The sequence below is a fragment of the Kitasatospora sp. NBC_00240 genome (assembly GCF_026342405.1).
Taxonomy (GTDB): Bacteria; Actinomycetota; Actinomycetes; order Streptomycetales; family Streptomycetaceae; genus Kitasatospora.
Genome location: NZ_JAPEMU010000001.1, coordinates 3,365,714 through 3,391,511, shown reverse-complemented (window position 1 = coordinate 3,391,511; position 25,798 = coordinate 3,365,714). Strand labels below are relative to the sequence as shown.

At 74.0% G+C, this 25,798-nt stretch carries 20 protein-coding genes and 1 rRNA gene; 9 read left to right on the top strand and 12 right to left on the bottom strand.

Features of this window, described 5'->3' with window-relative positions; genetic code table 11:
- Window positions 1-36: 36 nt before the first annotated feature.
- Window positions 37-153: ribosomal RNA gene (gene rrf / locus OG689_RS14370) — 5S ribosomal RNA — on the top strand.
- Window positions 154-332: 179 nt separating this feature from the next.
- Here the strand turns inward: rrf and OG689_RS14365 are convergent.
- Window positions 333-785, bottom strand: coding sequence for a GNAT family N-acetyltransferase (locus OG689_RS14365; protein ID WP_266320630.1), 453 nt, complete (start codon window positions 783-785; stop codon window positions 333-335).
- A 187-nt stretch (window positions 786-972) separates the two neighbouring features.
- On the bottom strand, window positions 973-1,764 hold the full coding sequence (locus tag OG689_RS14360) for a VOC family protein (protein ID WP_266320628.1): 792 nt from the start codon (window positions 1,762-1,764) through the stop codon (window positions 973-975).
- A 259-nt stretch (window positions 1,765-2,023) separates the two neighbouring features.
- On the opposite strand from OG689_RS14360, the gene OG689_RS14355 reads away from it, so the two are divergent.
- The 3 genes from OG689_RS14355 to OG689_RS14345 all read left to right on the top strand — a co-directional run bounded on the left by OG689_RS14355 (window position 2,024) and on the right by OG689_RS14345 (window position 7,050).
- Complete coding sequence (locus OG689_RS14355; RefSeq protein WP_266320627.1) at window positions 2,024-4,252, top strand: ATP-dependent RecD-like DNA helicase; 2,229 nt, start codon at window positions 2,024-2,026, stop codon at window positions 4,250-4,252.
- Window positions 4,253-4,478: 226 nt separating this feature from the next.
- On the top strand, window positions 4,479-5,777 hold the full coding sequence (locus OG689_RS14350; protein WP_266320625.1) for a citrate synthase: 1,299 nt from the start codon (window positions 4,479-4,481) through the stop codon (window positions 5,775-5,777).
- A 553-nt stretch (window positions 5,778-6,330) separates the two neighbouring features.
- Window positions 6,331-7,050, top strand: a complete 720-nt coding sequence (locus OG689_RS14345; RefSeq protein ID WP_266320624.1) for an SDR family oxidoreductase — start codon at window positions 6,331-6,333, stop codon at window positions 7,048-7,050.
- Window positions 7,051-7,201: 151 nt separating this feature from the next.
- On the opposite strand, the gene OG689_RS14340 is transcribed toward OG689_RS14345, so the two are convergent.
- Window positions 7,202-9,493, bottom strand: coding sequence for a heavy metal translocating P-type ATPase (locus OG689_RS14340; protein WP_266320622.1), 2,292 nt, complete (start codon window positions 9,491-9,493; stop codon window positions 7,202-7,204).
- A gap of 65 nt (window positions 9,494-9,558) precedes the next feature.
- Entirely contained in the window at window positions 9,559-9,777 is a 219-nt protein-coding gene (locus tag OG689_RS14335) for a cation transporter (RefSeq protein WP_266320621.1), read from the bottom strand.
- A gap of 319 nt (window positions 9,778-10,096) precedes the next feature.
- Between OG689_RS14335 and OG689_RS14330 the strand changes: the two genes are divergently transcribed.
- Window positions 10,097-11,299, top strand: coding sequence for a PP2C family protein-serine/threonine phosphatase (locus tag OG689_RS14330; RefSeq protein ID WP_266320620.1), 1,203 nt, complete (start codon window positions 10,097-10,099; stop codon window positions 11,297-11,299).
- 107 nt (window positions 11,300-11,406) lie between these two features.
- Here OG689_RS14330 and dhaL read toward each other — a convergent pair whose 3' ends face one another.
- Together dhaL and dhaK are read right to left on the bottom strand one after the other, a co-directional pair.
- Window positions 11,407-12,093 carry a dihydroxyacetone kinase subunit DhaL gene (gene dhaL / locus OG689_RS14325; protein ID WP_266320619.1) on the bottom strand — a complete coding sequence of 229 codons (687 nt, stop codon included), beginning with the start codon at window positions 12,091-12,093 and terminating at the stop codon, window positions 11,407-11,409.
- Between the two features lie 12 nt (window positions 12,094-12,105).
- On the bottom strand, window positions 12,106-13,101 hold the full coding sequence (dhaK, locus tag OG689_RS14320) for a dihydroxyacetone kinase subunit DhaK (protein WP_266320618.1): 996 nt from the start codon (window positions 13,099-13,101) through the stop codon (window positions 12,106-12,108).
- Between the two features lie 191 nt (window positions 13,102-13,292).
- Between dhaK and dhaM the strand changes: the two genes are divergently transcribed.
- On the top strand, window positions 13,293-13,685 hold the full coding sequence (gene dhaM, locus OG689_RS14315; protein WP_266320617.1) for a dihydroxyacetone kinase phosphoryl donor subunit DhaM: 393 nt from the start codon (window positions 13,293-13,295) through the stop codon (window positions 13,683-13,685).
- A 97-nt stretch (window positions 13,686-13,782) separates the two neighbouring features.
- On the opposite strand, the gene OG689_RS14310 is transcribed toward dhaM, so the two are convergent.
- A complete protein-coding gene (locus tag OG689_RS14310; RefSeq protein ID WP_266320615.1) occupies window positions 13,783-15,525 on the bottom strand; it encodes a bifunctional 3'-5' exonuclease/DNA polymerase in 1,743 nt (580 codons plus the stop codon).
- Window positions 15,526-15,772: 247 nt separating this feature from the next.
- Here OG689_RS14310 and OG689_RS14305 point away from each other — a divergent pair, with 247 nt between their 5' ends.
- A complete protein-coding gene (locus tag OG689_RS14305) occupies window positions 15,773-17,797 on the top strand; it encodes a M3 family metallopeptidase (protein ID WP_266320613.1) in 2,025 nt (674 codons plus the stop codon).
- A 42-nt stretch (window positions 17,798-17,839) separates the two neighbouring features.
- Here OG689_RS14305 and OG689_RS14300 read toward each other — a convergent pair whose 3' ends face one another.
- Window positions 17,840-19,306 (bottom strand): cellulase family glycosylhydrolase, encoded by a 1,467-nt coding sequence (locus OG689_RS14300; protein ID WP_266320612.1) that lies wholly within the window; start codon window positions 19,304-19,306, stop codon window positions 17,840-17,842.
- 76 nt (window positions 19,307-19,382) lie between these two features.
- Entirely contained in the window at window positions 19,383-20,027 is a 645-nt protein-coding gene (locus OG689_RS14295) for a TetR family transcriptional regulator (protein ID WP_266320610.1), read from the bottom strand.
- 291 nt (window positions 20,028-20,318) lie between these two features.
- On the opposite strand from OG689_RS14295, the gene OG689_RS14290 reads away from it, so the two are divergent.
- Entirely contained in the window at window positions 20,319-21,578 is a 1,260-nt protein-coding gene (locus OG689_RS14290) for an acyl-CoA dehydrogenase family protein (protein WP_266320609.1), read from the top strand.
- A 52-nt stretch (window positions 21,579-21,630) separates the two neighbouring features.
- Here the strand turns inward: OG689_RS14290 and OG689_RS14285 are convergent, their stop codons facing one another.
- The 3 genes from OG689_RS14285 to OG689_RS14275 form a co-directional block, all read right to left on the bottom strand.
- Window positions 21,631-22,206: a hypothetical protein gene (locus OG689_RS14285; protein WP_266320608.1), complete on the bottom strand. Its 576-nt coding sequence runs from the start codon at window positions 22,204-22,206 to the stop codon at window positions 21,631-21,633.
- 195 nt (window positions 22,207-22,401) lie between these two features.
- Complete coding sequence (locus OG689_RS14280; protein ID WP_266320606.1) at window positions 22,402-23,211, bottom strand: enoyl-CoA hydratase/isomerase family protein; 810 nt, start codon at window positions 23,209-23,211, stop codon at window positions 22,402-22,404.
- A gap of 147 nt (window positions 23,212-23,358) precedes the next feature.
- Window positions 23,359-24,045 (bottom strand): TetR family transcriptional regulator, encoded by a 687-nt coding sequence (locus tag OG689_RS14275; RefSeq protein ID WP_266320605.1) that lies wholly within the window; start codon window positions 24,043-24,045, stop codon window positions 23,359-23,361.
- Window positions 24,046-24,184: 139 nt separating this feature from the next.
- On the opposite strand from OG689_RS14275, the gene OG689_RS14270 reads away from it, so the two are divergent.
- Entirely contained in the window at window positions 24,185-25,789 is a 1,605-nt protein-coding gene (locus OG689_RS14270; RefSeq protein ID WP_266320603.1) for an MFS transporter, read from the top strand.
- The last annotated feature ends 9 nt before the right edge of the window (window positions 25,790-25,798 follow it).

Sequence of the window (25,798 nt, the reverse complement as noted above, 5' to 3'; positions counted from 1 at the left end):
TCACGGGTGGGTGGTGCGGTGACAGTTTCATAGTGTTTCGGTGGTCATAGCATGAGGGAAACGCCCGGTTACATTCCGAACCCGGAAGCTAAGCCTCATTGCGCCGATGGTACTGCAGGGGGGACCCTGTGGGAGAGTAGGACGCCGCCGAACAATCATTGTGGAGAAGCCCTGCCGGGTAACCGGCGGGGCTTCTCTGCGTTTCCGGACCGACGGGATTCCGCCGCGACGGCGAAGAGACTTCACCGGAACGGTCCGGAAACGCCCGCCGGCGGGTCGCCGGTCCCGCGGACGGGGCCGACCGGACGCGCAGGCCGATTCCGAGGCCCGGATCAGAGCTGAAGCTTGAATCCGAGGTGCGAGGCGGTGAACCCGAGGCGCTCGTAGAAGCGGTGGGCGTCGGTGCGGCTGGCGTCCGAGGTGAGCTGGACGAGGTCCGCCCGCTGTTCGCGGGCGGTGTCCACGGCCCACTCGATCAGCTGGGTGCCCAGCCCGCCGCCGCGCTCGTCGGCGTGCACCCGGACGGCCTCGATGACTGCCCGGGTCGAGCCCTTCCGGGAGAGTCCGGGGATCAGCGTCAGCTGCAGGGTGCCGACCGTCCGGCCGTCGCGCACGGCGACCATCAGGTGCTGCTGCGGGTCCTCCTCGATCCGGCGGAACGCGGAGCGGTAGGGCGTCAGGTCGTCGGGGGACTCCCGGACGGCACCCAGCGGGTCGTCCGCCAGCATGGCCACGATGGCGGGCAGGTCGTCGGCGGTCGCACGGCGGATCTGGAGATCGTTCATGGGCTCAGGGTAGGCGAGTGGCAGCGTCCTCCCGCTGATGGGCCGACAAGGGCCGGCAGGGGGCAGCAGCGGACGCCGTGGCGCGTTCCGGGCCTCCGAGCAGCGCAGGCCGCTCCCGTGCGGCCGTCGCGCCGTCCAGGGCGGGTTCCGGGGCGGCCGTACCCGCTCCCGTCCGGGTGACGGGGCCTCACTGCCCGGGCTGAGCGCTCCTGATGACGGCGAGGACCGCGCCGTGCGGGTCGACGATCTGGGCGAGCCGGCCCACGCCGTGGAAGTCCGTGGGCGGGATCCGGACGGTCGCGCCGAGCCGCTCGGCGGTGGCGGCGCAGGCGTCCGGGTCGAGGACCTCGAAGTAGGGCAGCCAGTGCGAGGTGGTGCCGGCGGCGGTCTGCTCCGGGCCCAACTGCATGATGCCGCCCTGTCCGTCGTCGGTGCCGCCGCCGGCCGGGGTGAGCACGGTGTAGGTGACGTCGCCGAACGGCACGTCCTGCTCCTGCCAGTCGAACACGGCCCGGTAGAAGGTCTTCCCGGCCTCGGCGTCGGTGCTGTAGCACTCCGTCCAGCAGAGCGTCCCCGGGTCGGTGACGGCGTCCAGGCCGACGGTGTCCTGCGGCTGCCAGACGGCGAAGTCGGCGCCGGTCGGGTCGGTGTAGCCGGCCATCCGTCCGTTGGTGAAGACGTCGAAGGGCGCGAACCGGACCTTGCCGCCGGCCCGCTCCACCGCGGCGGTGGTGCGGTCGGCGTCGGTGGTCCTGAAGTAGATCGTCCAGGCGGACGCGGCGCCCTCCTCGGTGAGCGGGCCGAGCGCGGCGACCGTCCGGCCGTCCTGCTGGAAGAAGCCGTAGCCGCCGGCGGCCGGGCCGGCGGAGGCGAAGGTCCAGCCGAGCAGGGAGCTGTAGAAGGCGGCGGAGGCCGCGGTGTCGGGGCTGCCGAGGTCGAGCCAGTTGGGGGAGCCGGGCACGTAGTCGGTGGTGAGCATGGTCGGGACTGCTCCTTGCGCGGGCCCGCCGGGGACGGGGACGGATGGGTTCCCCCCTGCGCTCCCCAGCCTTCCACCGGTGCCGGGCGCCCGCAGTGCGGGCGCCCGCCGGCGCCCCCGTCCGGCGGTGCCGGGGTGGCCTTCCGCGGGTCTCCTCGCGGGGGCGCCGGCCGGTTCGGGCGCCGCCGAATGTCCGGGTTGTCGGAGCCGGACGGTACGGTGCGTGGCGGATGGTCACCCGAATCGGCAAGGAGGTCCCGTGGCCACGCAGCAGCAGCCCGCGGTGCCGCGCCAGCTCGCCCAGGTGGAGGGGGTGCTGGAGCGGATCACGTACGCCAACGAGGAGACCGGCTACACCGTCGCCCGGGTGGACACCGGTCGGGGCGGCAACGACCTGCTGACGGTGGTGGGCGCGCTGCTGGGGGCGCAGCCGGGGGAGTCCTTGCGGCTGCACGGGCGGTGGGGCTCGCACCCGCAGTACGGGAAGCAGTTCGTGGTGGAGAACTACACCACGGTGCTGCCGGCGACCATCCAGGGCATCCAGCGGTATCTGGGGTCGGGCCTGATCAAGGGGATCGGGCCGCGGTTCGCGGAGCGGATCGTGGAGGCCTTCGGGGTGGACACCCTGGAGGTGATCGAGACGGCGCCTGGCCGGCTGATCGAGGTGCCCGGGCTGGGGCCGAAGCGGACCAGGAAGATCGCCGAGGCCTGGGAGGAGCAGAAGGCCATCAAGGAGGTGATGGTCTTCCTGCAGGGGGTGGGGGTCTCGACGTCGCTGGCGGTGCGGATCTTCAAGAAGTACGGGGACAGTTCGATCGGGGTGGTGAAGAACGAGCCGTACCGGCTGGCCTCGGACGTGTGGGGCATCGGGTTCCTGACGGCGGACCGGATCGCGCAGGCGGTGGGCATCCCGCACGACAGTCCGGAGCGGGTGAAGGCGGGGCTGCAGTACGCGCTCTCGCAGAGCAGCGACCAGGGGCACTGCTACCTGCCGGAGGAGCGGCTGATCGCGGACGGCGTGAAGCTGCTGCAGGTCGACGTGGGGCTGGTGATCGACTGCCTGGCCGAGCTGGTCGCCGAGGAGGGCGTGGTCCGGGAGGCCCTTCCGGGGGAGGGCGGGCAGCCGGTGACGGCGGTCTACCTGGTGCCGTTCCACCGGGCGGAGATCTCCCTGTCGAACCAGTTGTTGCGGCTGCTGCGGGCGGATTCCGACCGGATGCCGGGGTTCGCCGGTGTGGACTGGGCGGCGGCGCTGGGCTGGCTGGCGAAGCGGACGGGGGCGGAGCTGGCGCCGGAGCAGGAGCAGTCGGTGCGTCTCGCGCTGACCGAGAAGGTCGCGGTGCTGACCGGCGGGCCGGGCTGCGGGAAGTCCTTCACGGTGAAGTCGATCGTGACGCTGGCGCTGGCGAAGCGGGCGAAGGTGGTGCTGGCGGCGCCGACCGGCCGGGCGGCGAAGCGGCTGTCCGAGCTGACGGGGGTGGAGGCGTCGACCGTGCACCGGTTGCTGGAGCTGCGGCCGGGCGGCGAGGCGGCGTACGACCGGGACCGGCCGCTGGAGGCCGACCTGGTGGTGGTGGACGAGGCCTCGATGCTGGATCTGATCCTGGCGAACAAGCTGGTCAAGGCGGTGGCGCCGGGGGCGCACCTGCTGTTCGTGGGGGATGTGGACCAGCTGCCCTCGGTGGGCGCGGGCGAGGTGCTGCGGGACATGCTGGCGGCCGGGAGCCCGGTGCCGTCGGTGCGGCTGACCAGGATCTTCCGGCAGGCGCAGGAGTCCGGGGTGGTGACCAACGCGCACCGGATCAACGAGGGTCTGCCACCGCGGACGGAGGGGTTGGCGGACTTCTTCCTCTTCGTGGAGGACGACGCCGAGCGGGCGGCCGGGCTGACGGTGGATGTGGTGGCGCGCCGGATCCCGCAGAAGTTCGGGCTGGACCCGCGCCGGGACGTCCAGGTACTGGCGCCGATGCACCGGGGGCCGGCCGGCGCGGGCAACCTGAACACGCTCCTCCAGGCGGCGGTCACGCCGGGGCGCGAGGGGCTGCCCGAGCGCCGCTTCGGTGGGCGCACGTTCCGGGTGGGGGACAAGGTCACCCAGATCCGGAACAACTACGAGAAGGGGCAGAACGGCGTCTTCAACGGCACGGTGGGGGTGGTGACCGCGATCGCGGTGGACGACCAGCGGCTGACGGTGCTGACGGACGAGGACGAGGAGATCGGCTACGACTTCGACGAGCTGGACGAGCTGGCGCACGCGTACGCGGTGACGATCCACCGTTCGCAGGGCAGCGAGTACCCGGCGGTGGTGATTCCGGTCACCACCTCGGCCTGGACGATGCTCCAGCGAAATCTGCTCTACACGGCGGTGACCAGGGCAAAACAACTGGTTGTACTGGTGGGGTCACGCAAGGCGATCGGACAGGCCGTTCGGACGGTCAGTGCAGGTCGTCGGCACTCCGCGCTGGACCACCGGCTGGCGACTGGATGATGCTCCAACGGGATCCTTGCCTCTAGAGTTCTCTTGACGTGAAGAGATTTAGGGCAGAGCCTGGTGCGGTGCCGATCTTGTCCGGTTCATACCGGCTGCGGCGACGGGTTTTGTAGGGGAGGGCCCTTTCGGGCCACCCCGGGTGCGCAACTGTCCGCCAGATGGGGGATGGTAGAGACAGTCAGGGCACCTTGGATGAGGATTCATTTCGTCGGTGAGGAAGAGCGTGAGCGAGAACAGTCCAGACGCTGTAGTACTGCGGTACCAGGGCGGCGAGTACGAGTACCCCGTCGTCCCGAGCACTGCGGGCAACGCCGGCTTCGACATCTCGAAGCTGCTCCCGCAGACCGGCCTGGTGACCCTGGACAACGGCTTCGGCAACACCGCCGCCTACAAGTCCGCGATCACCTTCGTGGACGGCGACAACGGCATCCTGCGCTACCGCGGCTACCCGATCGAGCAGCTGGCCGAGAAGGCCAGCTTCATCGAGACCGCGTACCTCCTGATCAACGGCGAGCTGCCGAACGCCGACCAGCTGGCGATCTTCAGCAACGAGATCACCCAGCACACCCTGCTGCACGAGGACGTCAAGCGCTTCTACCAGGGCTTCCCCCGGGACGCGCACCCGATGGCGATGCTCTCCTCGGTGGTCGGCGCCCTGTCGACCTTCTACCAGGACAGCCACAACCCGTTCGACGCCGGCCAGCGCCACCTGTCGACCGTCCGCCTGCTGGCGAAGCTGCCGACCATCGCGGCCTACGCCTACAAGAAGTCGGTCGGCCAGCCGTTCGTCTACCCGCGCAACGACCTCGGCTACGTCGAGAACTTCCTGCGGATGACGTTCGCCGTGCCCGCCGAGGACTACGAGCTCAACCCCGTCGTCGTCAACGCGCTCGACAAGCTGTTCATCCTGCACGCGGACCACGAGCAGAACTGCTCGACCTCCACCGTGCGCCTGGTGGGCTCCAGCCACGCGAACCAGTTCGCCTCGATCTCGGCCGGCATCTCGGCGCTCTGGGGCCCGCTGCACGGCGGCGCCAACCAGGCCGTCCTGGAGATGCTGGAGCAGATCCAGAAGGACGGCGGCGACGTCGACTCCTTCATCCGCAAGGTGAAGAACCGCGAGGACGGCGTGAAGCTCATGGGCTTCGGTCACCGCGTGTACAAGGCCTTCGACCCGCGCGCCGCGCAGGTCAAGATCCTGGCCCACGAGGTGCTCGCCCAGCTCGGCAAGTCCGACGAGCTGCTGGAGATCGCCCTCAAGCTGGAGGAGCACGCGCTCAACGACGACTTCTTCGTCTCGCGCAAGCTCTACCCGAACGTGGACTTCTACACCGGCCTGATCTACCGCGCCATGGGCTTCCCGACCAGCATGTTCACCGTGCTGTTCGCGCTCGGCCGGCTGCCCGGCTGGATCGCCCACTGGCACGAGATGATCAACGACCCGACGAGCCGTATCGGCCGTCCGCGTCAGATCTACACCGGCACCGCGATCCGCGACTACGTCGGTCTCGACGCTCGCTGACCCCGCCTGCCGGCAGTCGCAGAGGGCCCGGTCGCACCACTCTTCCCGAGGGGTGCGACCGGGCCCTCGCGTTTGTCCGGTGCGGTTCGTCCGGTGCGGTCGACCGGGTGCTGGGTACGGCGCACGACGTCCGGGGGCGGCCGCGGTCAGGGGCGGCCGCTCAAAGCGCCCCTGACCCGCCGCACCCCGGCGTCGTGCGCGAAGACCGCCGAGCAGTCGACGGCCGTCCCGGGGCCCGCCGGAGCCCCGCCGGCGACAGCCATGGCCGTGCGGAGGCATGGCGGATGTCCGCCCTGTCGCCGCGCGCCGAAAAACTGCCGCACTACAAAGCTAAGACGTATCAGGGCGCTCAAAGTTACGCCCGGGGGGTGTGAGCTGTCTCTCGCCACGCTCCGTGTGTGCCCGACCGCGGGCTCATACCACATCATCAACGGCGGTCGACGTCACCCTCCCCGCAGTCACGGCGACCCAGCGTGATAAGAATCGTGGCATTCCGGTACGGACCGCCCGCACATCGGCAGCGGAGTGGCCGGACCGGGGAGGGAGTGCGCAGATGGCCAGGAACGTCGTCGTCACCGGGGGTGGCACGGGCATCGGGTACGAGGTCGCGCGGAGATTCGCCGAGGCGGGCGAACGGGTCATGATCGTCGGACGCCGGCGGGACGTGCTGGAGAAGGCCGCCGCCGACCTCGGCCCCCGGGTCACCCCCCTGGTCTGCGACCTCGCCGACCCCGACGCGGTCGAGCACGCCCTCGGCGGACTGCCGGCCCGGATCGACGTCCTGGTCAACAACGCGGGCAGCCGCGAGACCGTGATCGGCGCCGGACCGCACGCCCTGCTGGCCCGCTGGCGCGGCGACTTCGAACGCAACGTGCTGACGGTGGTGCTGCTCACCGAGTCCGTCCGGGACCGGCTCACCCAGGGCTCCGGCCGGGTCGTCACGGTCAGCTCGATCGCGGCGCTGCGCGGGGCCGGCTCGTACGGCGCCGCCAAGGCCTCGCTGCACGCCTGGAACAACTTCCTCGCCGCTCAGGTCGGGCCGTCCGGGATCACCGCCAACATCGTCGCGCCCGGGACGGTCGCGGGCACCGAGTTCTTCGGGCCGCGGCTGGACGAGGCCGAGGTCTCCCGCCGGGCCGCCCGCACCCTGCTCGGCCGGATCGGCGAGACCGGCGAGGTGGCGGCCGCCGTCTACTTCCTGGCCTCGCCCGAGGCCGGCTTCATCACCGGCGAGATCCTGCACTGCAACGGCGGGGAGCTGCTCGGACGCTGAGCGCGCCGCGGGTCCGCACCGGGGTCGGCGGCCGATGGAACCGGGGCCCGTGAACGACGGCGCGGACGACCGTCGCACGACGCGCCGCCCCGCCGGAGGGGATCCGGCGGGGCGGCGGCGGGGGGCGTCCGGGCCGTCGGGACGCGGCTGCTCAGGCGGCCTGGAAGCGCCGCAGCCGCAGGCTGTTGGTCACCACGAAGACCGAGGAGAAGGCCATCGCGGCGCCCGCCACCACCGGGTTCAGCAGTCCGGCGGCGGCCAGCGGGATCGCCGCCACGTTGTAGGCGAAGGCCCAGAAGAGATTGCCCTTGATGGTGGCCAGCGTACGGCGGGAGAGCCGGATCGCGTCCCCGGCGGAGCGCAGGTCGCCCCGGACCAGGGTCAGGTCGGCGGCCTCGATCGCGGCGTCGGTGCCGGTGCCCATCGCCAGTCCCAGGTCGGCCTGGGCCAGCGCGGCCGCGTCGTTCACGCCGTCCCCGATCATCGCCACCGACCGGCCCGCGGCCTGAAGGGCGCGGACGGTGGCGACCTTGTCCTCCGGGAGCACCTCGGCGAACACGTCCGCCGGGTCGATGCCCACCTCGGCCGCGACCGACTGCGCCACCGCCCGGTTGTCCCCGGTCAGCAGCACCGGCCGCAGGCCCAGCGCGCGCAGCTCGGCGATCGCCCGGGCGCTGGTGGGCTTCACCGTGTCGGCGACCTCCAGCACCGCCCTGGCCGCGCCGTCCCAGCCGACCGCGACGGCCGTCCGGCCGGCTGCCTCGGCCGCCGCCTTGGCCTCGGCCAGGACGTCCGGCAAGGGCTGGGCGGCGGCCGCCAGCAGTGCCTCGCGGCCGACCAGCACCGAACGGCCCTCGACGATGCCCCGGACGCCGAGTCCGGGCACGTTCTCGAAGCCCTCCACGGGCGGCAGGGCGCCGACCCGCTCGGCGGCGGCCGCGGCGACGGCGGCGGCGACCGGGTGCTCGGAGGCGTGCTCCAGCGCGCCGGCCAGCCGCAGCGCCTCCTCCACCGGGACTCCGGGGACGGTGTGGACGGCGGTGAGGGCCATCCGGCCGGTGGTCACCGTGCCGGTCTTGTCGAGCACCACGGTGTCCACCCGGCGGGTGGTCTCCAGCACCTCGGGTCCCTTGATCAGGATCCCCAGCTGGGCGCCGCGGCCGGTGCCGACCATCAGCGCGGTGGGCGTGGCCAGTCCCAGGGCGCAGGGGCAGGCGATGATCAGGACGGCCACGGCCGCGGTGAACGCCTCGGTGGGGCTGTCGCTGACCAGCAGCCAGCCGACCAGGGTGCCGAGCGCGATCAGGATGACGACGGGGACGAAGACCGCCGAGATCCGGTCGGCCAGGCGCTGGGCGGCGGCCTTGCCGTTCTGCGCCTCCTCGACGAGTTTGGCCATCCGGGCCAGCTGGGTGTCGGCGCCGACCCGGGTGGCCTCGACCACCAGGCGGCCGCCGGCGTTGACGGTGGCGCCGGTGACCGGGTCGCCGACCGCGACCTCGACGGGTACGGACTCCCCGGTGAGCATCGAGGCGTCCACCGCGGAGGCGCCCTCGGTCACCACGCCGTCGGTGGCGATCTTCTCGCCGGGCCGGACCACGAAGCGGGTGCCGACCGTCAGCCGGGCCACCGGCAGCCGCACCTCGCGACCGCCCTCCAGTACCGCGACGTCCTTGGCGCCCAGGTCGAGCAGGGCGTGCAGGGCGGCGCCGGCGCGGCGCTTGGAGCGGGCCTCCAGCCAGCGGCCGAGCAGGATCAGCACGGTGACGGCGGCGGCGGTCTCCAGGTAGAGGGAGGAGGAGGCGTCGCCGCGGGTCACCGCGAGCGAGAACTCGTGCTTCATGCCGGTCATCCCGGCGTGGCCGAGGAAGAGCGCCCAGAGCGACCAGCCGAAGGCGGCCAGGGTGCCGAGCGAGACCAGGGTGTCCATGGTGGCGGCGCCGTGCCGCAGGTTGGTCCAGGCCGCGCGGTGGAACGGCAGCCCGCCGTACACGACGACCGGGCCGGTCAGGGCGAGGGCCAGCCACTGCCAGTTGTCGAACTGCAGGGCGGGGATCATCGAGAGCAGCACCACCGGGACGGTGAGCACGGTGCTGATCAGCAGCCGGTCACGGGCGGCGGTCCGGTCCGGGTCCGGGGCGGCGGCGACGTCGGGGGCCGTTTCGGCGGCCGGCGGCGGGGTGGGCGGTTCGGCCGTGTAGCCGGTGCGCTCCACGGTGGCGACCAGGTCGGCCACGCTGACGCCGGGGCCGAAGTCGATCCGGGCCCGTTCGGTCGCGAAGTTCACGACGGCCTCGACGCCGTCCATCCGGTTGAGCTTCTTCTCGATCCGGGCCGCGCAGGAGGCGCAGGTCATCCCGCCGATTGACAGTTCGACGCGCTCGCCCGCCGTCGCGGGGGCGGAGGGGCCGGTGCGCGGGGTCCCGGGGGTGGTGGTGCTCATGTCGTCTCCTCCATGTCGGAGAGCGTACGGCGGGGGCCGGTGCCCCGCCCCCGCCGTACCGGACCTCAGGCCGAGCGGCCGACGAGCTCGTAGCCGGCCTCGTCGACGGCGGCGCGCACCTGGCTGTCCTCCAGCGGGGCGGCCGAGGAGACCGTCACGGTGCCGGCCTTGGCGTCGGCGGCCACCTCCGTCACGCCGGGGAGGGCGGAGACCTCGGAGCTGACCGACTTCTCGCAGTGGCCGCAGCTCATGCCGGTGACGGTGTAGGTGATGGTGCTGGACATCGGGACCTCCGGGGGGTGGCTGCCACGGGCGGGTGCCCGTGCTGCTGTCTGCTCACAACACCATACCCCCACTGGGTATTTCGGAAGGTGGGGATTCCTGTGTCGTGGGTCGCATCGGGCGAGCGACTCGATTGCAGAGAGTATGCGTCCGGGTACGTTCCGTCCGAATTGCCGCCGTGCCGTGTCCCGCCCGGCGTGTCCCGCTCGCCCGCCCGCCCGGGGGTCTCGGTCGGCGAGCACTGCCGCCGTCGGGCGAGGGGTGCCGCCGTCGGGCGGAGTGGCGGGGCGCAGGAACAGATCGTCCGATATGTTCGGACATGTGTTCCGGATCCGTCGAGCTCGGTCGACCGCGGACCTGACGGCCGCCGTGCTCCCGCCGGCCCGACGGCGCAGCGCGCTGCTCGCCGTCGACCTCCTGGACATCCCCTGGTACAAACGGGCGACGCCGGCCCTGACGGCCATTGCGCTGGTCGCGCTGGCCGACTTCCTCTCCGGCAAGGACCGCTACCTGGCGCCGCTGATGACGGTCGTCCCGTCGATCGCGGCCCTCACCCTCAAACCCCGGGAGCTGCTGCTGGTCTGCTCCCTCGGCCTGCTGACGGTGTTCGGTCTGAGCCACTACGACGAGGTCGACAACGTCAACGACCGGCGCTTCCTGTTCGGAGCCATGGTCAGCTACGTCGTGCTGACCCTGTTCAGCGCCTGGGTCGCCCGGATCAGGATGCGCCGCGCCGCCGCGTACGCCGCCGTCAGCTCCGTCGCCGAGGCGGCCCAGCGTGCCCTGTTGCGACTGCCCGGGCCGACGGTCGGCCCGCTGCGGCTGGCCGTGCGGTACGCCTCGGCCGCTGACGACGCCCGGATCGGCGGTGACCTGTACTCGGTGCTGGAGACCCCGCACGGCACCCGGGTGCTGGTCGGCGACGTCCGCGGCAAGGGCCTCGGCGCGGTGCAGACCGCGGCCGTGGTGCTGGGCGCCTTCCGGGAGGCCGCGTACGACGAGAGCCGGCTGCGCGGCGTCGCGGACCGGATCGAGGCCAGCGTGGAGCGCCATGTGCCGGACGGCGAGTTCACCACCGCGCTGTTCGCCGAGTTCCGAAGACCCGGCGTCGTCGAGCTGCTGCACTACGGCCATGTCCCGCCTGTCCAGGTCATGGCGGACGGGACGGTACGGGTGCTGGAGCACCCCGACCCGTGGGTGCCGCTGGGCCTGGGCCGGCTCGTCCCCGGCGAACCGGACAGCTGGGACCTGCCGTTCGGGCAGGGCGACGTGCTGGTGCTCTGCACCGACGGCGTGGTCGAGGCCCGGCGCGACGGCTCGGGGGACTTCTACCCGCTCGCGGAGCGGGCCGGCCCGCTGGTGCACGGCGCGGCCCGCTCGGCGGCCGAGCTGGAGGCGGCGGTCGGGCGGCTGTACGCGGACCTGCTCGCGCACACGGGCGGCGCCCTCGGCGACGACGCGCTGCTGCTGCTGATCAGCCGCACCGACCCGGGCCCCGGGGCGTTCGACCGCACGCCCGCCTGACCGCGGCCGCAGCTGGCGACCGCTGCGCCCCGGACGACGGAAGCGCCCCGTGGGACCGCTGTCCGGGGCGGTCGCGCCACCCCGGGCCGGGGGCGGCGGCAGCGGAGTCATCCGGTGACGTCGGCGAGCGTCCGGAAGAGCAGCGCGGTGGAGGTCGCGCCCGGGTCCTGGTGGCCGATGCTGCGCGGGCCCAGGTAGGAGGCCCGGCCCTTGCGGGCCTGCAGCGCGGTGGTCGCGCGCATGCCCTGCTCGGCCGCCTCCGCCGCGGCCGAGGCGGCGCCGGCCAGGTCGCCGCCGGCGGCGACCGCCTGCTCGAAGGCGGCCAGCGCCGGGGTGTACGCGTCCACGAGGGTCTTGTCGCCGGGTCCGGCGCCGCCGAGCTGCCGCACCGCAGCCAGCCCGGCCGCCAGCGCCCCGGCGAACTCCGCGGGCGTCGCGGGGGACGGCGGCAGGGCCGCGCCCATCGCGCGGAAGGCGCTGCCGTACAGCGGGCCGGAGGCGCCGCCGACCTTGGAGATCAGGGTGCTGCCGGTCCGCCCGAGGACGGCGCCGGCGTCGGCGGGCTCCAGGGTGTCCAGGACGGCGAGCACGGCGGTGAAGCCGCGGTGAAGGTTGCTGCCGTGGTCGCCGTCGCCGATCGCGGAGTCCAGGTCGGTCAGCTCCTGCCGGTGGGTGTCCACGGCGGCCGCCAGGGCGCGGATCCAGGCCTCGGCGAGCGGGGCGTCCAGAGTGCGGTGATCCGTCGGGGGTCCGGTGTTCGGAGCGGTGCCGGCACCCGGGGTGTCCTGTTCCATCGCGCGCCCCCGTCAGGACCGGTGCAGGGCCGGGGTCGCCACCGGGGCGTCCCAGAGCTCCAGCAGTTCGGCGTCGGCCTTGGTGAGGGTGAGCGAGAAGCCCGCCATGTCCAGGCTGGTGACGTAGTTGCCGACCAGGCTGCGGGCAATGGTCACCCCACGCTCGGCCAGCCGGGCCGCGACCTCCCCGAAGACGATGTACAGCTCCAGCAGCGGTGTGCCGCCGAGGCCGTTCACCAGCGCGACGACCTCGTCGCCGGCCGCCAGGTCGTGGTCGGCGAGGACGGTGTCGACCACCTCCGCGGCCAGCTCCCGGGCCGGACGGAGCTTCTCCCGGCGCCGGCCCGGCTCGCCGTGGATGCCGACGCCCACCTCGATCTCGTCCTCGGGCAGTTCGAAGCCCGGCCTGCCCGCCGCCGGGACGGTCGCGGCGGTGAGCGCCACCGCGAAGGAGCGGGAGGCCGCGTTGACCCGCTCGCCGACGGCGGCGACCTCCGCCAGCGGTGCGCCGCGCTCGGCCAGCGCGCCGGCGATCTTCTCCACCAGGACGGTGGCACCGGTGCCCCGGCGGCCGGCCGTCCAGGTCGAGTCCTCCACCGCCACGTCGTCGTCCACCAGCACCGTGCGGATCTCGATGCCCTCCTCGGTGGCCAGGTCGGCGGCGAGCCGGAAGTTCATCACGTCGCCGGTGTAGTTCTTCACCACCAGGACCACGCCCGCGCCGCTGTCCACGGCCCGTACGGCGGTCAGCACCTGGTCCGGCACGGGGGACGTGAACACCTCGCCCGGGCAGGCCGCGTCGAGCATCCCCGGCCCGACGAAACCGCCGTGCAGCGGCTCGTGCCCGGACCCGCCGCCGGAGACCAGCGCGACCTTCGGCGCGGCCGGGCGGACGGCCCGGGTGATCACCCGGTTCGGGACGTCCACCGCCAACTCCGGGTGCGCTGCGGCCACCCCGGCCAGCGCATCCTCCAGGACGCTCTCGGGGGTGTTGATCAGCTTCTTCACGACGCGCTCCCTCGGGCCACGGACGCTCCTGCCGCCGACGCTACGCGAGAGCGGCGCGGTCGGCCGGGATTGCCGCAGGCCCGGTCGAACTCGCCGACAGGGTGCGGTCGGTGCCGCGGGAACGGCCCCGCCGGCCGGCGCCCCGCGCGGCGGCCCCGGCAGGATGCGGGACCCGGGGCTAGGGTCGGGACATGACCGGACCCGTAGGTGTCGTCCTCGTCTCGCACAGCCCGGCGATGGCCGCCGGCCTGCGCGAGCTGCTGCGTGAACTCGGCTCGGGCGTTGTCCCGGTGGTGCTCGCGGCGGGCACCGAGGACGGTTCGCTCGGCACCAGCTACGACCTGGTCGTGCGAGCCGTCGCGGAGGCCGACCACGGCGCCGGCGTCGTCGTGCTGCCCGACCTGGGAAGCTCCGTGCTGACCGCCGCCACCGTGCTGGCCGACCACCCGAGCTCGGACGTGGTGCTGGTGGACGCGCCGTTCGTGGAGGGCGCGGTGGCCGCCGTGGTGACCGCCTCCGCCGGGGCGGCGCTGGCCGAGGTGGTCACGGCGGCCCAGGACGCCCGCGGCTTCCGGAAGTTCTGAGCAGGCACCGCGGCCCGCCGCCGCCACGCCGAGCCGCCACGTTCGGCCGTACCGCCTGAGGTCCGCCGGGCCGTACCGGGCGAGCTCCGCGCTGCCGCTACTTCGCGTCGGCGTAGCAGTCGACCACGGCGGTGCTGAGCGGGAACCGCACCGGGGTGTCGCCGAACACCAGGGCCCGGGCCTCCTCCGCCGCCTCGGTGACGGCGGCCGCCACCTGGTCGGCGAGGTCCGCAGGGGTGTGCACCACCACCTCGTCGTGCTGGAAGAACACCAGGTGCGGCCGGTCACCGGGGGTCGCCGCCAGCCCGGCCAGCCGCCGGCGCAGCGCCGCCAGCAGGGCCAGCGCCCAGTCGGCCGCGCTCGCCTGGATGACGAAGTTGCGGGTGAACCGGCCGCGGGCCCGGGCCGAACGGGCCCCGGCGTCGGCCGCGCCGTCCGCGTCCTCGGCGGCGTCCTGCCAGTCGGCGGAGGGCGGCGGGCAGACCCGGCCCAGCCGGGAGCTGACCACGCCGCCGTCCTCGCCGGTGCGGGCGGCCGCCTCCACGTAGCCCATCGCGGTGGGGTAGCGGCGGCGCAGGGTGGCGAGCAGCGGGCCGATGTCGCCGCTGGTCTGCCCGTACATCGCGCCGAGCAGACCGAGCTTGGCCTTGTCCCGGTCGCCCTGGAAGGCGGTGGCGGCGAGGGCCGCGTACAGGTCGCCCTCGGCGGCGGAGCGGGCCATGCCGGTGTCCTGGGAGAGCGCGGCCAGTACCCGGGGCTCCAGCTGGGCGGCGTCCGCGACGACCAGCAGCCAGCCCGGGTCGGCGACCACCGCGCCGCGCAGGATCCGCGGGATCTGCAGCGCGCCGCCGCCCCGGCTCGCCCAGCGGCCCGACACCACGCCGCCGACCACGTACTCGGGGCGGAACCGGCCGCCGCGGGCCCAGGCGTCCTGCCAGGCCCAGCCGTGCGCGGCGTGGATCCGGGACAGCTCCTTGTAGCGGATCAGCAGGGTGGCCGCCGGGTGGTCGACCCCGCGCAGTTCCCAGGAGCGGGTGGAGCCGAGGTGCACGCCCTGGTCGGCGAAGGCGCGCAGCACCTGGGTGTGCGAGTCGGGGTTGAACGGGCGGCCGCCGAGGGCCTGCTGGAGCTCGGTGGCGAGGTCGGCGAGCCGCTTGGGCTGGGTGCCGGGGATCTGCGGGCGGGGGCCGAGCAGGTCGGTCAGCAGCCGGTCGTGGATGTCGGAGCGCCAGGGCAGGCCGTCGTGCGCCATCTCGGCGGCGGCCAGCGCACCGGCCGACTCGGCGGCGACCAGCAGGCGCAAGCGCGCGCGGGCGGCGGAGCCGGCGGTGTCGGCGGGCCGGCCCGTCGGGGGAGCGGGGTCGGTGACGGCCTGGATCCGGCGCTGCTGGTCGGCGTGGACGGCGACGACGGCCGCCAGCGGGTCGGTGGCGGGCGGCAGCTGGAGGCGGTCGGGGGCGAACAGGCTGTCCTGGTCGTCGTGGCCGCCGGAGTCGGGCAGGTCGGCCGGGACGGGCAGCCGGTGGAGCCGGGCCCAGGCGGCGCCGAGCGAGCGCGGTTGCCCGTAGCGGCCTTCGTGGGACAGCAGCAGGGCCTCGACCAGGCGCAGGTCGTGGCAGCGGGCCAGCCGGCCGGGCAGCTCGGGCAGCAGCGGGGCGTAGGCGCTGTCGGCGGTGGCCCAGACCCAGCGCGGGTGCGAGGCCGCTTCGTGTTCGGCGACGGCGGCGGCGAGGTCGGTGGCGTGCACCGGGGCGCCGAGGGGGGTGCCGGCGTCGTCGAGCGGCTGGAGGCGGCCGCCGGGGCCGTGCGGGTCGGGGGCCAGGGCGATCCGGGGTGGCACGCGGTCTTCTCTCGGGTGTTCGGGTGGTGTGTTCGACGGTAGCGGTGAGGTCCGACAGTACGGGGGAGGCGCCGGTCCGGGGTGGGGTGTGGCGGGTGAGCGGGCCGTTGGGTCCGGCGGCCGGCGGCCGGCGCGGCGGGATCGGGGCGGCTCCGACCGGCGCGGCCGCCTCCTTCGGCGCGGCCGCGACCGGCCGTCCGCCGACCGACCGTAGGCAGCGTGAATGCCACCGCGTAGGGTCGGCGAAATGAGCGACAATCCCTTCTTCGAGCCCAGCACCCTGGTCTACGAACTGCCGCCCTTCACCGCGATCCGGGAAGAGCACTACCTGCCCGCCTTCGAGCGCGGCATGGCCGACCAGCTGGCCGAGATCGCGGCGATCACGGCCGACCCGCAGCCGCCGACCTTCGACAACACCCTGATCGCGCTGGAGCGTTCCGGCGCCCTGCTGCGCCGGGTCGGCGCGGTGTTCCTCAACCAGAGCTCCGCCGACACCAACGACCTGGTGGACGCGGTGGACGCCGAGATCAGCCCCCGGCTGGCGGCCCACCAGGACGCGATCCACCTGGACGCGGCCCTCTTCGCCCGGATCGAGGCCCTCCACGAGCGTCGCGACAGCCTGGGTCTGGACGCCCAGTCGCTGCGGCTGCTGCAGCGTCACCACACCCGGTTCGTCCGGGCCGGCGCCCGCCTCGGCGCGGCCGAGCAGGCCAGGCTGCGTGAACTGAATGCCGAACTGGCCTCCGCCGCCACCGCGTTCCAGCAGAACGTGGCAGCCGACACCCGGGCCCGGGCACTCGTGCTGGACAGCGCCGAGCAGCTCGACGGCCTCTCCGCGGACGCGGTCGCGGCCGCCGCCGAGAACGGCCGGGCGCTCGGCCACGACGGCACCTACGTGCTCAGCCTGAAGAACTTCTCCAACCAGTCCGAACTGGCCCAGCTCACCGACCGCTCGGTGCGCGAGCGGCTGCTGGCGGCCTCGGTCGGCCGGGCCGCCTTGACCAACGGCCCGCTGGCGATCCGGATGGCCGGCCTGCGGGCGGAGCGGGCCGCCCTGCTCGGCCACCCGAGCCACGCGGCGTACGTCGTCGAGGACGAGACGGCGGGCACGGTCGGGGCCGTCGACGCCCTGCTGGCCCGGCTGGTGCCGCCCGCGGTGGCCAACGCCGAGCGGGAGGCCGCCGAGCTGGCCAAGCTGGCGGCCGCCGACGGGATCGACGAGATCGCCGCGCACGACTGGGCGTTCTACTCGGAGCGGGTGCGCCGCACCTCGTACCAGGTGGACGCGGCGGTGCTGCGCCCGTACTTCGAGCTGGAGCGGGTGCTGCACGACGGTGTCTTCTTCGCGGCGAACCTGGCCTACGGCCTGACCTTCACCGAGCGGCCCGACCTGGTCGGGTACCACCCCGACGCACGGGTCTTCGAGGTGTTCGAGGAGGACGGCGGCTCGCTCGGCCTCTTCCTCGGCGACTTCCACGCCCGGGCCTCCAAGCGCGGCGGCGCCTGGATGGACGAACTCGTCTCGCAGTCCACGCTGCTGGACAAGCGGCCGGTGGTGCTGAACAACCTCAACATCGCCCGCCCGGCTCCCGGCGAGCCGGTCCTGCTGACCTGGGACGAGGTGCGGACCCTGTTCCACGAGTTCGGGCACGCGCTGCACGGGCTCTTCTCGGCCGTCCGCTACCCGCTCTTCTCCGGCACCGAAGTCCCCCGGGACTTCGTGGAGTTCCCCTCGCAGGTCAACGAGATGTGGATGACCTGGCCCGCCGTCCTGGCGAACTACGCCAAGCACCATGTGACGGGGGAGCCGCTGCCGGCCGACCTGGTCGAGCGGATGACCGCAGCCGAGGGCTTCGGCCAGGGCTTCCGGACGGTCGAGTACCTGGCGGCCGCCCTGCTGGACTGGGCCTGGCACACCGTGCCGGTGGGCCTGGAGATCGCGGACGCCCAGGAGTTCGAGGCGCGGGCGCTGGCCGAGGCCGGCCTGGCGGTGGCCGCGATCCCGCCGCGCTACCGCAGCACCTACTTCAACCACATCTTCGCGAGCGGCTACAGCGCCGGCTACTACGCCTACATCTGGTCCGAGGTGCTGGACGCCGAGACCGTCGAGTGGTTCCGGACCAACGGCCGTACCGTCCGGGAGAGCGGCGAGGTGTTCCGTGCCGAACTCCTCTCGCGCGGCGGCAGCGTGGACGCGCTGGAGTGCTTCCGCGCGGTGGTCGGGCGCGACCCGCGGACCGGGCCGCTGCTGGCCCGGCGCGGGCTGGCCTGACAGCTCGGCCGCGGTACGGAGGGCGCGGCCCGGGCCCGGGCCTCAGCGCGGGGTCACGGTGACGGTGACCGGCGTGCCCGGCCGCGCCCGCGGCAGCCGGAACCGCACGCTGCCGGCCCGGCCCCGCTCGGGCTGGTCGATGTCCACCAGGGCGGCCGGCGTGCCCTCCACGGTGACCCGGACTCCGGTCGGGTAGGCGTCGGCGGGCAGGGCCAGTTCGGTCGGGCCGCCGGCGCTGCCGGCGGCCCAGCCCAGCCGGTAGGTGGCGGTGGCGGTGGTCCAGTGCGAGCTGAGCAGGTGCCCGTCGAGCGCGGTCGGCCACGGCGCGAAGACCGGCCCGTCGCCGGGGGCCGGCCGGCCGTCCGGGTCGAGCGCGCAGTAGCCGCCGGCGCCCTTGCACCAGTACCACATCGCCCAGCCGGAGGAGATCGTCTCCATCGCCGCGACCTGCCGGCGGACCAGCTCGGTGTTGCCCGGCCGGCGGGAGTCCGGCGGGCCCCACTCACCGATCAGCACCGGCAGCCGGTGGGCGGCCGGGTAGGCGGTGACGGCGGCGACGTACGCCTCGACGAAGCCGCCGGCCGGGTCCCAGTCGGCGCCGGACTCGACGGCGGTGTCGTAGAAGTGCGGGGCGTAGCCGAGGCGCGGCGGGCCGGGCCGGGGATCGGTGAAGCCGGGCAGCTGGGTGGGGACGCCCTGGCCGACCAGGACGGTGGGTTCGACGAACAGCCAGGCGCGGTCGTCGGCGGCGCGGACCGCCCGGATCAGCCGGCGGTACATGTCGGCCAACCGGCCGCGTTCGAGTGCGGCCGAGCCGGCCACCTGGTCGGCCGGATCGGTGGGGTCGCCGGGGATCGGGCCGAACGGCTCGTTGAACAGGTCGTAGCCCAGCAGCGAGCGGTGGCCGCGCAGTTCGCGGGCGATCCGGGTGTAGAAGTCGCTCTGGGCGCGGCGCAGGTCAGGGTCGTCGTAGAGGTGGCGGAAGGCGGCCTGGACGGCGGGCTGGAAGTACCCGGCGAACCAGTCGTCCGGGTCCGGGACGAAGGGCAGGTCGTCGTCGCGGGTGGCCCAGAGCGGGATTCCGCGGTCCCCGCCGCCGAACTTGGGCCCGTAGACGTCCTGGTGGAAGTCGATCAGGGCGAGCAGCCCGTACCGGTCGGCCCGGTCGAGGAGTTGGTTCAGGCGGTCGAGTTCGGTGCGGTCGTACCGGCCGGGGCCGGGCTCCAGCCGGGTCCAGGAGACCGCCACCCGCAGCAGGGTGAAGCCGTGGGCGGCGATGGCGCGGACGTCGGCTTCGGTGGTCTCGGCGTACTTGTCCAGGTTGAAGCCGTGCAGCCGCAGTTCGCGCCCCCGGGCGTCGGTGAGGGCGGTGCGGCCGTCCGGCGAGGTGCTGGTGCCGGTGGGGAACTCCGCGTGACGGCCGCGGGGTTCGGCCGCCCCGGCCGGGGATCCGGCCAGGGCTGTGGCGGTGGCGAGCAGGAGGGCGGCGGCGGTACGGAGCAGGCGCATGGGGCTACCTCGCTGGGCCGGCGGCGGTTTCGGGTGGGGCCCGATGATGCCCGACTGGCATGTACCGCACAAGAGTTCAGTCGGCCGGCGCGGCCGCCGGGGCCGGCGGGGTGGCGGACGGCAGCTCCGCGGCCGCGGCGAGCCGGCCCCAGAGCAGGTCGGCCAGGGCCTGCACCATCCGGGCGCGCGGGCAGGGTTTGGTCTCCAGCCACCAGTCCCCGGCCGCCAGCACCATGCCGGTGATCCCCCGGCCCCAGGCCTCGGAGAGCAGCGGCGTCTCCGGCCCCAGGTCGACCTGGACGGCCACCGCGTTGGTGATCTCGTCGGCGATCTGCTTGAGGGCGGGCGCGAGGGCGTTGCCGGCGCCGGTCGGGTCGCCCGCCTCCGGGTGGGTCAGCAGCCGGTAGACCTGCGGGCGCGACTCGATGCCGGCCAGGTAGGTGTCCAGCACGTGCTCGACCCGGTCGCGGCGCTCCAGCGGCTCGTTCAGCGCGGCCCGCACGGCGGCGAGCAGTCCGCCGGTGTGCCGTTCGGTGAGGGCCCGGATGAGGCCGGTGCGGTCGCCGAAGTGGCGGTAGAGGATCGGCTTGGTGATGCCGGCCTCGGCGGCGATGGCGTTCATGCTGGCGCCCGGGCCCTCCCGCTGGACCACCCGGTCGGCGGCGTTCAGCAGTTGTTCCCTGCGGGGCTCGCCGGGGGTGGCGGGGTCGGCGGGCGGCACGGGCGGCTCCTGGCTGGGGTGCTGACGCCCGGTCGGGCGGCGCTGGGCGGGGCGCCGGGGTGCGGCGCCGGGGTACGGGCGGGCTGACGCGGGGTCGTGGCGGGTGGTCGAGGTCCGGGTACGGGGGCCGGGTCGGGCCGCCGGGGCCGCCGCGGGCGTTGACATTTCCTACGTATCAGTAGCAGACTCCCAGCGATGTTACCGGCGGTAACCCCGGTACGACACCCCCTCCTCGCCACACCTCCCCACACGGCGGCCCGCCGCTGCCGGACCCCTTCGACCGGAGGCACCATGAGCACCTTCTCGCTGGACCCGGGCCCCGACCAGATCGCCGTCCGCGACTGGCTGCACGGCTTCGCCGCCGACGTGATGCGCCCGGCGGCGGCCGAGTGGGACGAACGCGAGGAGACCCCCTGGCCGGTCATCCAGGAGGCGGCCGAACTCGGCATCTACTCCCTGGACTTCTACGCCCAGCAGTACTTCGACCCCTCCGGTGTCGGCATCCCGATCGCCATGGAGGAGCTCTTCTGGGGCGACGCCGGCATCGGCCTGTCGATCGTCGGCACCACGCTGGCCGCCGTCGCCGTGCTCGCCAACGGGACCGAGGAGCAGATCGGCACCTGGGCGCCGCAGATGTTCGGCACCCCCGACGACGTGAAGGTCGCCGCCTTCTGCTCCTCGGAGCCGGACGCCGGCTCCGACGTCTCGGCGCTGCGCACCCGCGCCGTCTACGACGAGGCCAAGGACGAGTGGGTGCTCAACGGCACCAAGACCTGGGCCACCAACGGCGGGATCGCCGCCGTGCACGTGGTGGTCGCCACCGTGGACCCGGCGCTCGGCGCCCGCGGCCAAGCCTCCTTCCTGGTCCCGCCCGGCACCGCCGGGCTCGCGCAGGGCCAGAAGTTCAAGAAGCACGGCATCCGCGCCTCGCACACCGCCGAGGTGGTGCTGGACGGCGTCCGGGTGCCCGGCCACTGCCTGCTGGGCGGCAAGGAGAAGCTGGACGAGCGGCTCGCCCGGGCCCGCGAGCGGGCGGCCGCCGCCGCGAACGGCGACACCAAGGGCGCGTCCGGCAAGGGCGGTTCGGGGAAGAACGCCGCGATGGCCACCTTCGAGGCGTCCCGGCCCGCCGTCGGCGCCCAGGCCATCGGCATCGCACGGGCCGCCTACGAGGTGGCCCTCGACTACGCGCGGACCCGGGTCCAGTTCGGCCGGCCGATCATCGACAACCAGGGCGTCGCCTTCACCCTGGCCGACATGAAGACCCGGATCGACGCCTCCCGGCTGCTGGTCTGGCGGGCCTCCTGGATGGCGGCGAACCAGCAGCCGTTCACCTCGGCCGAGGGATCGATGTCCAAGCTGTACGCGGGCGAGACGGCGAAGTGGGTGACCGCGCAGGCGATGCAGATCCTCGGCGGCAACGGCTTCACCCGGGAGTACCCGGTGGAGCGGATGCACCGGGACAGCGCCATCTACTCCATCTTCGAGGGGACGAGCGAGATCCAACGGCTGGTGATCGCCCGGACCATCTCCGGGATGCCCATCCGGTAGACCGGGCCGGCGGGGTCCGTCCGGCCGGGCCGGGCGCCGGGTCGGCGCCCGGTCAGCGGGCGGCCCAGAAGGTCAGGCCGGCGCTCAGCGCGCCGACCAGGGCGCCGGCCACGGTCTGCGCCCTGGTGTGGTCCCGGAGCACCACCCGGGACCAGCCGATCACCGCGACCATCGGGTAGAGCAGCAGCCACCAGGCACCCAGCGCGATCGCCAGGCAGGCCACGGCGCCGCTCGCCACGGCGGTGTGGACGGAGATCTTCCACCAGACGGTGATCACCATGATCGGCACCAGGGCGGCGAACATCGCCAGCACCATCGCGGTCATGTCGGTCGGCGCGTCGACCAGGAGCATCACGGCGAAGCTGGTGAGCACCGACAGCATGATGAACGGGATCACCACCAGCCGGCGCCGGCGCTGGCCGACGTGCCGGTCCTCCCACTTGCCCTTGCGCATGCCGCGCCGGATGAACCAGGTGGGGATCACGGCGGCGAACAGGGCCGCGAACAGCGCCCAGCCGAGGCCGGTCCAGCCGTAGCGCAGCACACCGACCAGCGGCAGCACGGCGATGATGACGTTCTTCGGCTCCACACCGTCGGTGACCCGCCGGGCCCAGGTGGTCTCGGTCATCGGGTTCTCCAGAGGGCGTACGGACGGGTGTCCGATGATCCTATCGCCGCCGGCGGAGCGCTCAGGTCCCGGTCCACGAAGGCTCGTTGGACGACGTACGGCTGCCCGCGCCGGGGTCCGCCCGCCGCCTCCCCGGCCCGGACCGTGCGGTGGGCGCGCCGGGTCGACGCCGGGCCGGCTCCGGCCCGGCGCCGGTCAGAACCGGGGCTCGCGGCGCTCCAGGAAGGCGGCCAGCCCCTCCCGTACGTCGGGGGCCTCGCGGGAGCGGCGGGCCCACGGCTCGATCGCGGCGGCAGCCTCCTCCGGCGGGCCGGCCAGGGCCGCCTTGACGGCGCCGATGGTCTGCGGCGAACGCTTGCCGAGCAGGACGGCGAACTCCAGGGCGCGGGCGTCCAGCTCGCCGACGGGGACGACCTCGTCCAGCAGGCCGATCTCGGCGGCCCGGGCGGCCGGCACCAACTCGCCTGAGAACAGCAGGTACTTGGCCCGGGCCGGCCCCACCAGCCGGGCCAGCCGCAGGGTCGGCACGGCCGGGTAGACCACGCCCAGCTTGGCCGGGGTGATCCCGAGCCGGGCGTCCTGCGCGCCGAACCGCAGGTCGCAGGCGACCGCGAGCTGGCAGCCGCCACCGACGCAGGCCCCGTGCACCACCGCCAGGGTGGGGTGCGGGAAGGCCGCGAGCGCCTCCTCGGCGGCCACGTTCTCCTCGTGGTAGGCGTCGGCGCGCCGGGCGTCGCCGTACACCTCGGAGAGTTCGGAGATGTCGGCGCCCGCGCTGAAGGTGCCGCCCGCGCCGGTGACCAGCAGCGCACGCACGCCGGGCTGTTCGGCGAGCAGCGCGAGGACCTTCGGCAGCGCCTGCCAGATCGCGAGGGTCAGCGCGTTGCGCTTGTGCGGGCGGTCCAGCAGCAGCACCGCCACGCCGTCCGGGCCGGTGTACGCCCGCAGGCCGTCGACGCCGGTGGGGAGCGCGGCGCGCCCCTGGAGCAGCGGTGATCCGGTCATGAGTACCTCCGGGGAGCGGGTGGGCGTGCACCGGACACTCTCGCAGGGCGGCGGGCCGGACCGCCCCGCAGGGCGGGCCGGCGGGCCGGACCGGAGGGCGGCGGGCCGGGTGTTGCCCGACCGCTTCGCGGGTGCGGGGTGCGGCGGTCAGCCGCCGCAGTAGTCGCCCAGCCCGTTCTCGACCAGCGCGAAGGCGCGCAGGGCGTTCGCCCGGGCATCGGGCAGGACGCTCGCGGCCGGTTCGCCCGCGAGCATCCGGCGCTGATTCTCCCGCACCAGGGTCCTTCGGGTGCCCAGCAGCAGGGCTGCCGCCAGTCGGGCGGTGAGCCGGTCGCCCTCGCGGTCGCCGTCGCCGTCGCGGTCGGCGGCGCCGAGCTCGGCCGCGAGCAGCTCCTCGGCGCGGGCCATGGTGGCCTGGGCCCGCAGGGCCAGCGCCGGCGTGCCGCGGATCAGCCGCAGCACGTCGAGCACCGACCCCTGGTCGCAGAGGCCGGAGGCCGGGTCCTGCGCGTCGAGCGCGGCCAGGTACTGGCGGCGGACGGCGGCCACGGCGGAGCAGCCGGCCGGGCGCTCGCGCACCACCTCGGCGACCTCCCCGGTGTGCCGCTCCATCGGGAGCAGGACCAGGTCCTCCTTGGTCGGGAAGTAGTTGAAGACGGTCATCTTGGAGACCTCGGCGGCGGCCGCGATCTCGGCGACGGAGACCTGGTCGAAGCCGCGCTCCACGAAGAGGCCGATCGCGACGGTCCAGAGCTTCCGGCCGGTCTGCTGCTTCTTGCGCTCGCGCAGGCTCAGCTCCTCCGGCGCGTGGGTGGCAGCGGGTGACTTCGGCATGGCATCACTGTACCAGGATCAAAGATGTACCAAGCAAAAGAATTGACTGACTACAAAAATATCTGCCATGGTGGCGCTGCCGTCCGGACCACCAGGCCCCGCCGGCCACCACGCACCCATCGCACCGGGGGGACTTCCCATGCCTGCTGCCGTACCACCGACACCCGCCGCACCATTGGCGGTCGCCGCACCCGCACCCGCACCCGCCGCCGTGCCGTCCGGCCCCGCCCCGTCCGGCCCCGCACCGTCCGGACCTCCGGCGACCGCCGCCCGGCGCGGGCTCGCCAAGATCATCTGCTTGGTGACGATCCTCCTGGCGGTGCTCGACATGAACATCGTGTCGGCGGCCACCGTGCCGATCGTCCGTGACCTCGACCCGGTTCACGGCGTCGACCGGCTGCCCTGGCTGGTCAGCGCGTTCGCCCTGGCGGCCACCGCCCTGCTCCCGCTCTACGGCAAGCTCTGCGACCTGTACGGCGCCAAGCGGGTCTTCCTCGGCGCGGTCGCCACCTTCCTGGCCGGCTCGGCGCTCTGCGGGGCGGCCGGGTCGATGGACCAGCTGATCGCCTTCCGGGCCCTCCAGGGCATCGGCGGCGGTGGGCTGATGAGCGTCACCATGGTGGTGATGGCCCAACTGCGCGAACCCGGGGACGAGGGCGGCGGGGGCAGCATCGGCGGGATCGTCGGCGGCGCGGGCATGGCGGTGGGGCCGCTGATCGGGGCGCTGCTCGCCGACCACTTCAGCTGGCGCTGGATCTTCTACGTCAACCTGCCGGTGGGGCTTTTCGTCCTGGCCGGGGCCGCGTTCGCGCTCAAGCTGCCGCACCGCACCGGCCGGGGCCGTCTCGACTTCCTCGGGGCGACGCTCGCCGCGGCCTTCGCGACCGGTCTGCTGCTGGTGACCGAATGGGGCGGCAAGGAGTACGCCTGGTCCTCCACGCCGATCCTTCTCCTCGGCGCCGGCACCCTGGCCGCCCTCGGGCTCTTCCTCCATCGCCAGGCCACCGCCGCCGAACCGGTGCTGCCGCTGTCGCTGTTCCGGATCCCCGCCCTGCGGACCGGCTTCGCGGTGCAGGGCCTGGTCGGGATGGGTCTGATGGGCTCCGTCGTGTACGTGATGCTGTACCTGCAGGTCGCCCGCGGTGTGGCCGCCACCTCCGCCAGCCTGTTCCTGATCCCGATGGCGGCCGGGATGACCGCCGTCGGCCTCCTGGTCAACCGGCTCTCCCGGCGGGGCCGGTCACCGCGCACCTTCCTGGTGGCCGGTGCCGGCTGCTCGGCGCTCGCGCTGCTGCTGCTCGGTCTGAGCGGGCCGGACACCGGGCTGTGGACCGTGCGGGCCGAGCTCGCCCTGCTGGGCGTGGGCTTCGGGCAGTTGGTGGGCCAGCTGATCGGGGTGGTCCAGGACGCCGCCCCGGCGCACCAACTGGGCGTCGCCACCACCGCCGTCCGGTTCTTCCAGACCTTGGGCGGCGCGCTCGGCGCCGCACTCTTCGGCACGGTGCTGGCCCGGGTCTTCGGGGCCGCCGAGCCCGGCACCCCGCTCGGCGCGGTGGCCACCCTCGCCGGCGCGGAGCACGAGCAGGCGGTGCGGGCCTTCGTGGACGCCGCCGACGTGGTGTTCCTGTCGGCGGGCGGGCTGATGGTGCTCGCCATGCTGTTGGCGCTCCGGCTGCGGCCGGTGGCAGGCCGGGTGAACGGGTCATCTGCCGCGGGTGCCACGGGAGTCGGACAAAACGGGTGACCGTCGGAC

Bases quoted from the DNA above. Each gene is read 5' to 3' on its own strand.
- dhaL (WP_266320619.1), bottom strand. From the start codon at position 12,093: ATGGAACAGGACACCCCGGGTGCCGGCACCGCTCCGAACACCGGACCC.
- OG689_RS14360 (WP_266320628.1), bottom strand. From the start codon at position 1,764: ATGCTCACCACCGACTACGTGCCCGGCTCCCCCAACTGGCTCGACCTC.
- OG689_RS14305 (WP_266320613.1), top strand. From the start codon at position 15,773: ATGAGCGACAATCCCTTCTTCGAGCCCAGCACCCTGGTCTACGAACTG.
- OG689_RS14270 (WP_266320603.1), top strand. From the start codon at position 24,185: ATGCCTGCTGCCGTACCACCGACACCCGCCGCACCATTGGCGGTCGCC.
- OG689_RS14275 (WP_266320605.1), bottom strand. From the start codon at position 24,045: ATGCCGAAGTCACCCGCTGCCACCCACGCGCCGGAGGAGCTGAGCCTG.
- OG689_RS14290 (WP_266320609.1), top strand. From the start codon at position 20,319: ATGAGCACCTTCTCGCTGGACCCGGGCCCCGACCAGATCGCCGTCCGC.
- OG689_RS14345 (WP_266320624.1), top strand. From the start codon at position 6,331: ATGGCCAGGAACGTCGTCGTCACCGGGGGTGGCACGGGCATCGGGTAC.
- OG689_RS14280 (WP_266320606.1), bottom strand. From the start codon at position 23,211: ATGACCGGATCACCGCTGCTCCAGGGGCGCGCCGCGCTCCCCACCGGC.
- OG689_RS14300 (WP_266320612.1), bottom strand. From the start codon at position 19,306: ATGCGCCTGCTCCGTACCGCCGCCGCCCTCCTGCTCGCCACCGCCACA.
- OG689_RS14365 (WP_266320630.1), bottom strand. From the start codon at position 785: ATGAACGATCTCCAGATCCGCCGTGCGACCGCCGACGACCTGCCCGCC.
- OG689_RS14335 (WP_266320621.1), bottom strand. From the start codon at position 9,777: ATGTCCAGCACCATCACCTACACCGTCACCGGCATGAGCTGCGGCCAC.
- OG689_RS14340 (WP_266320622.1), bottom strand. From the start codon at position 9,493: ATGAGCACCACCACCCCCGGGACCCCGCGCACCGGCCCCTCCGCCCCC.
- OG689_RS14285 (WP_266320608.1), bottom strand. From the start codon at position 22,206: ATGACCGAGACCACCTGGGCCCGGCGGGTCACCGACGGTGTGGAGCCG.
- dhaM (WP_266320617.1), top strand. From the start codon at position 13,293: ATGACCGGACCCGTAGGTGTCGTCCTCGTCTCGCACAGCCCGGCGATG.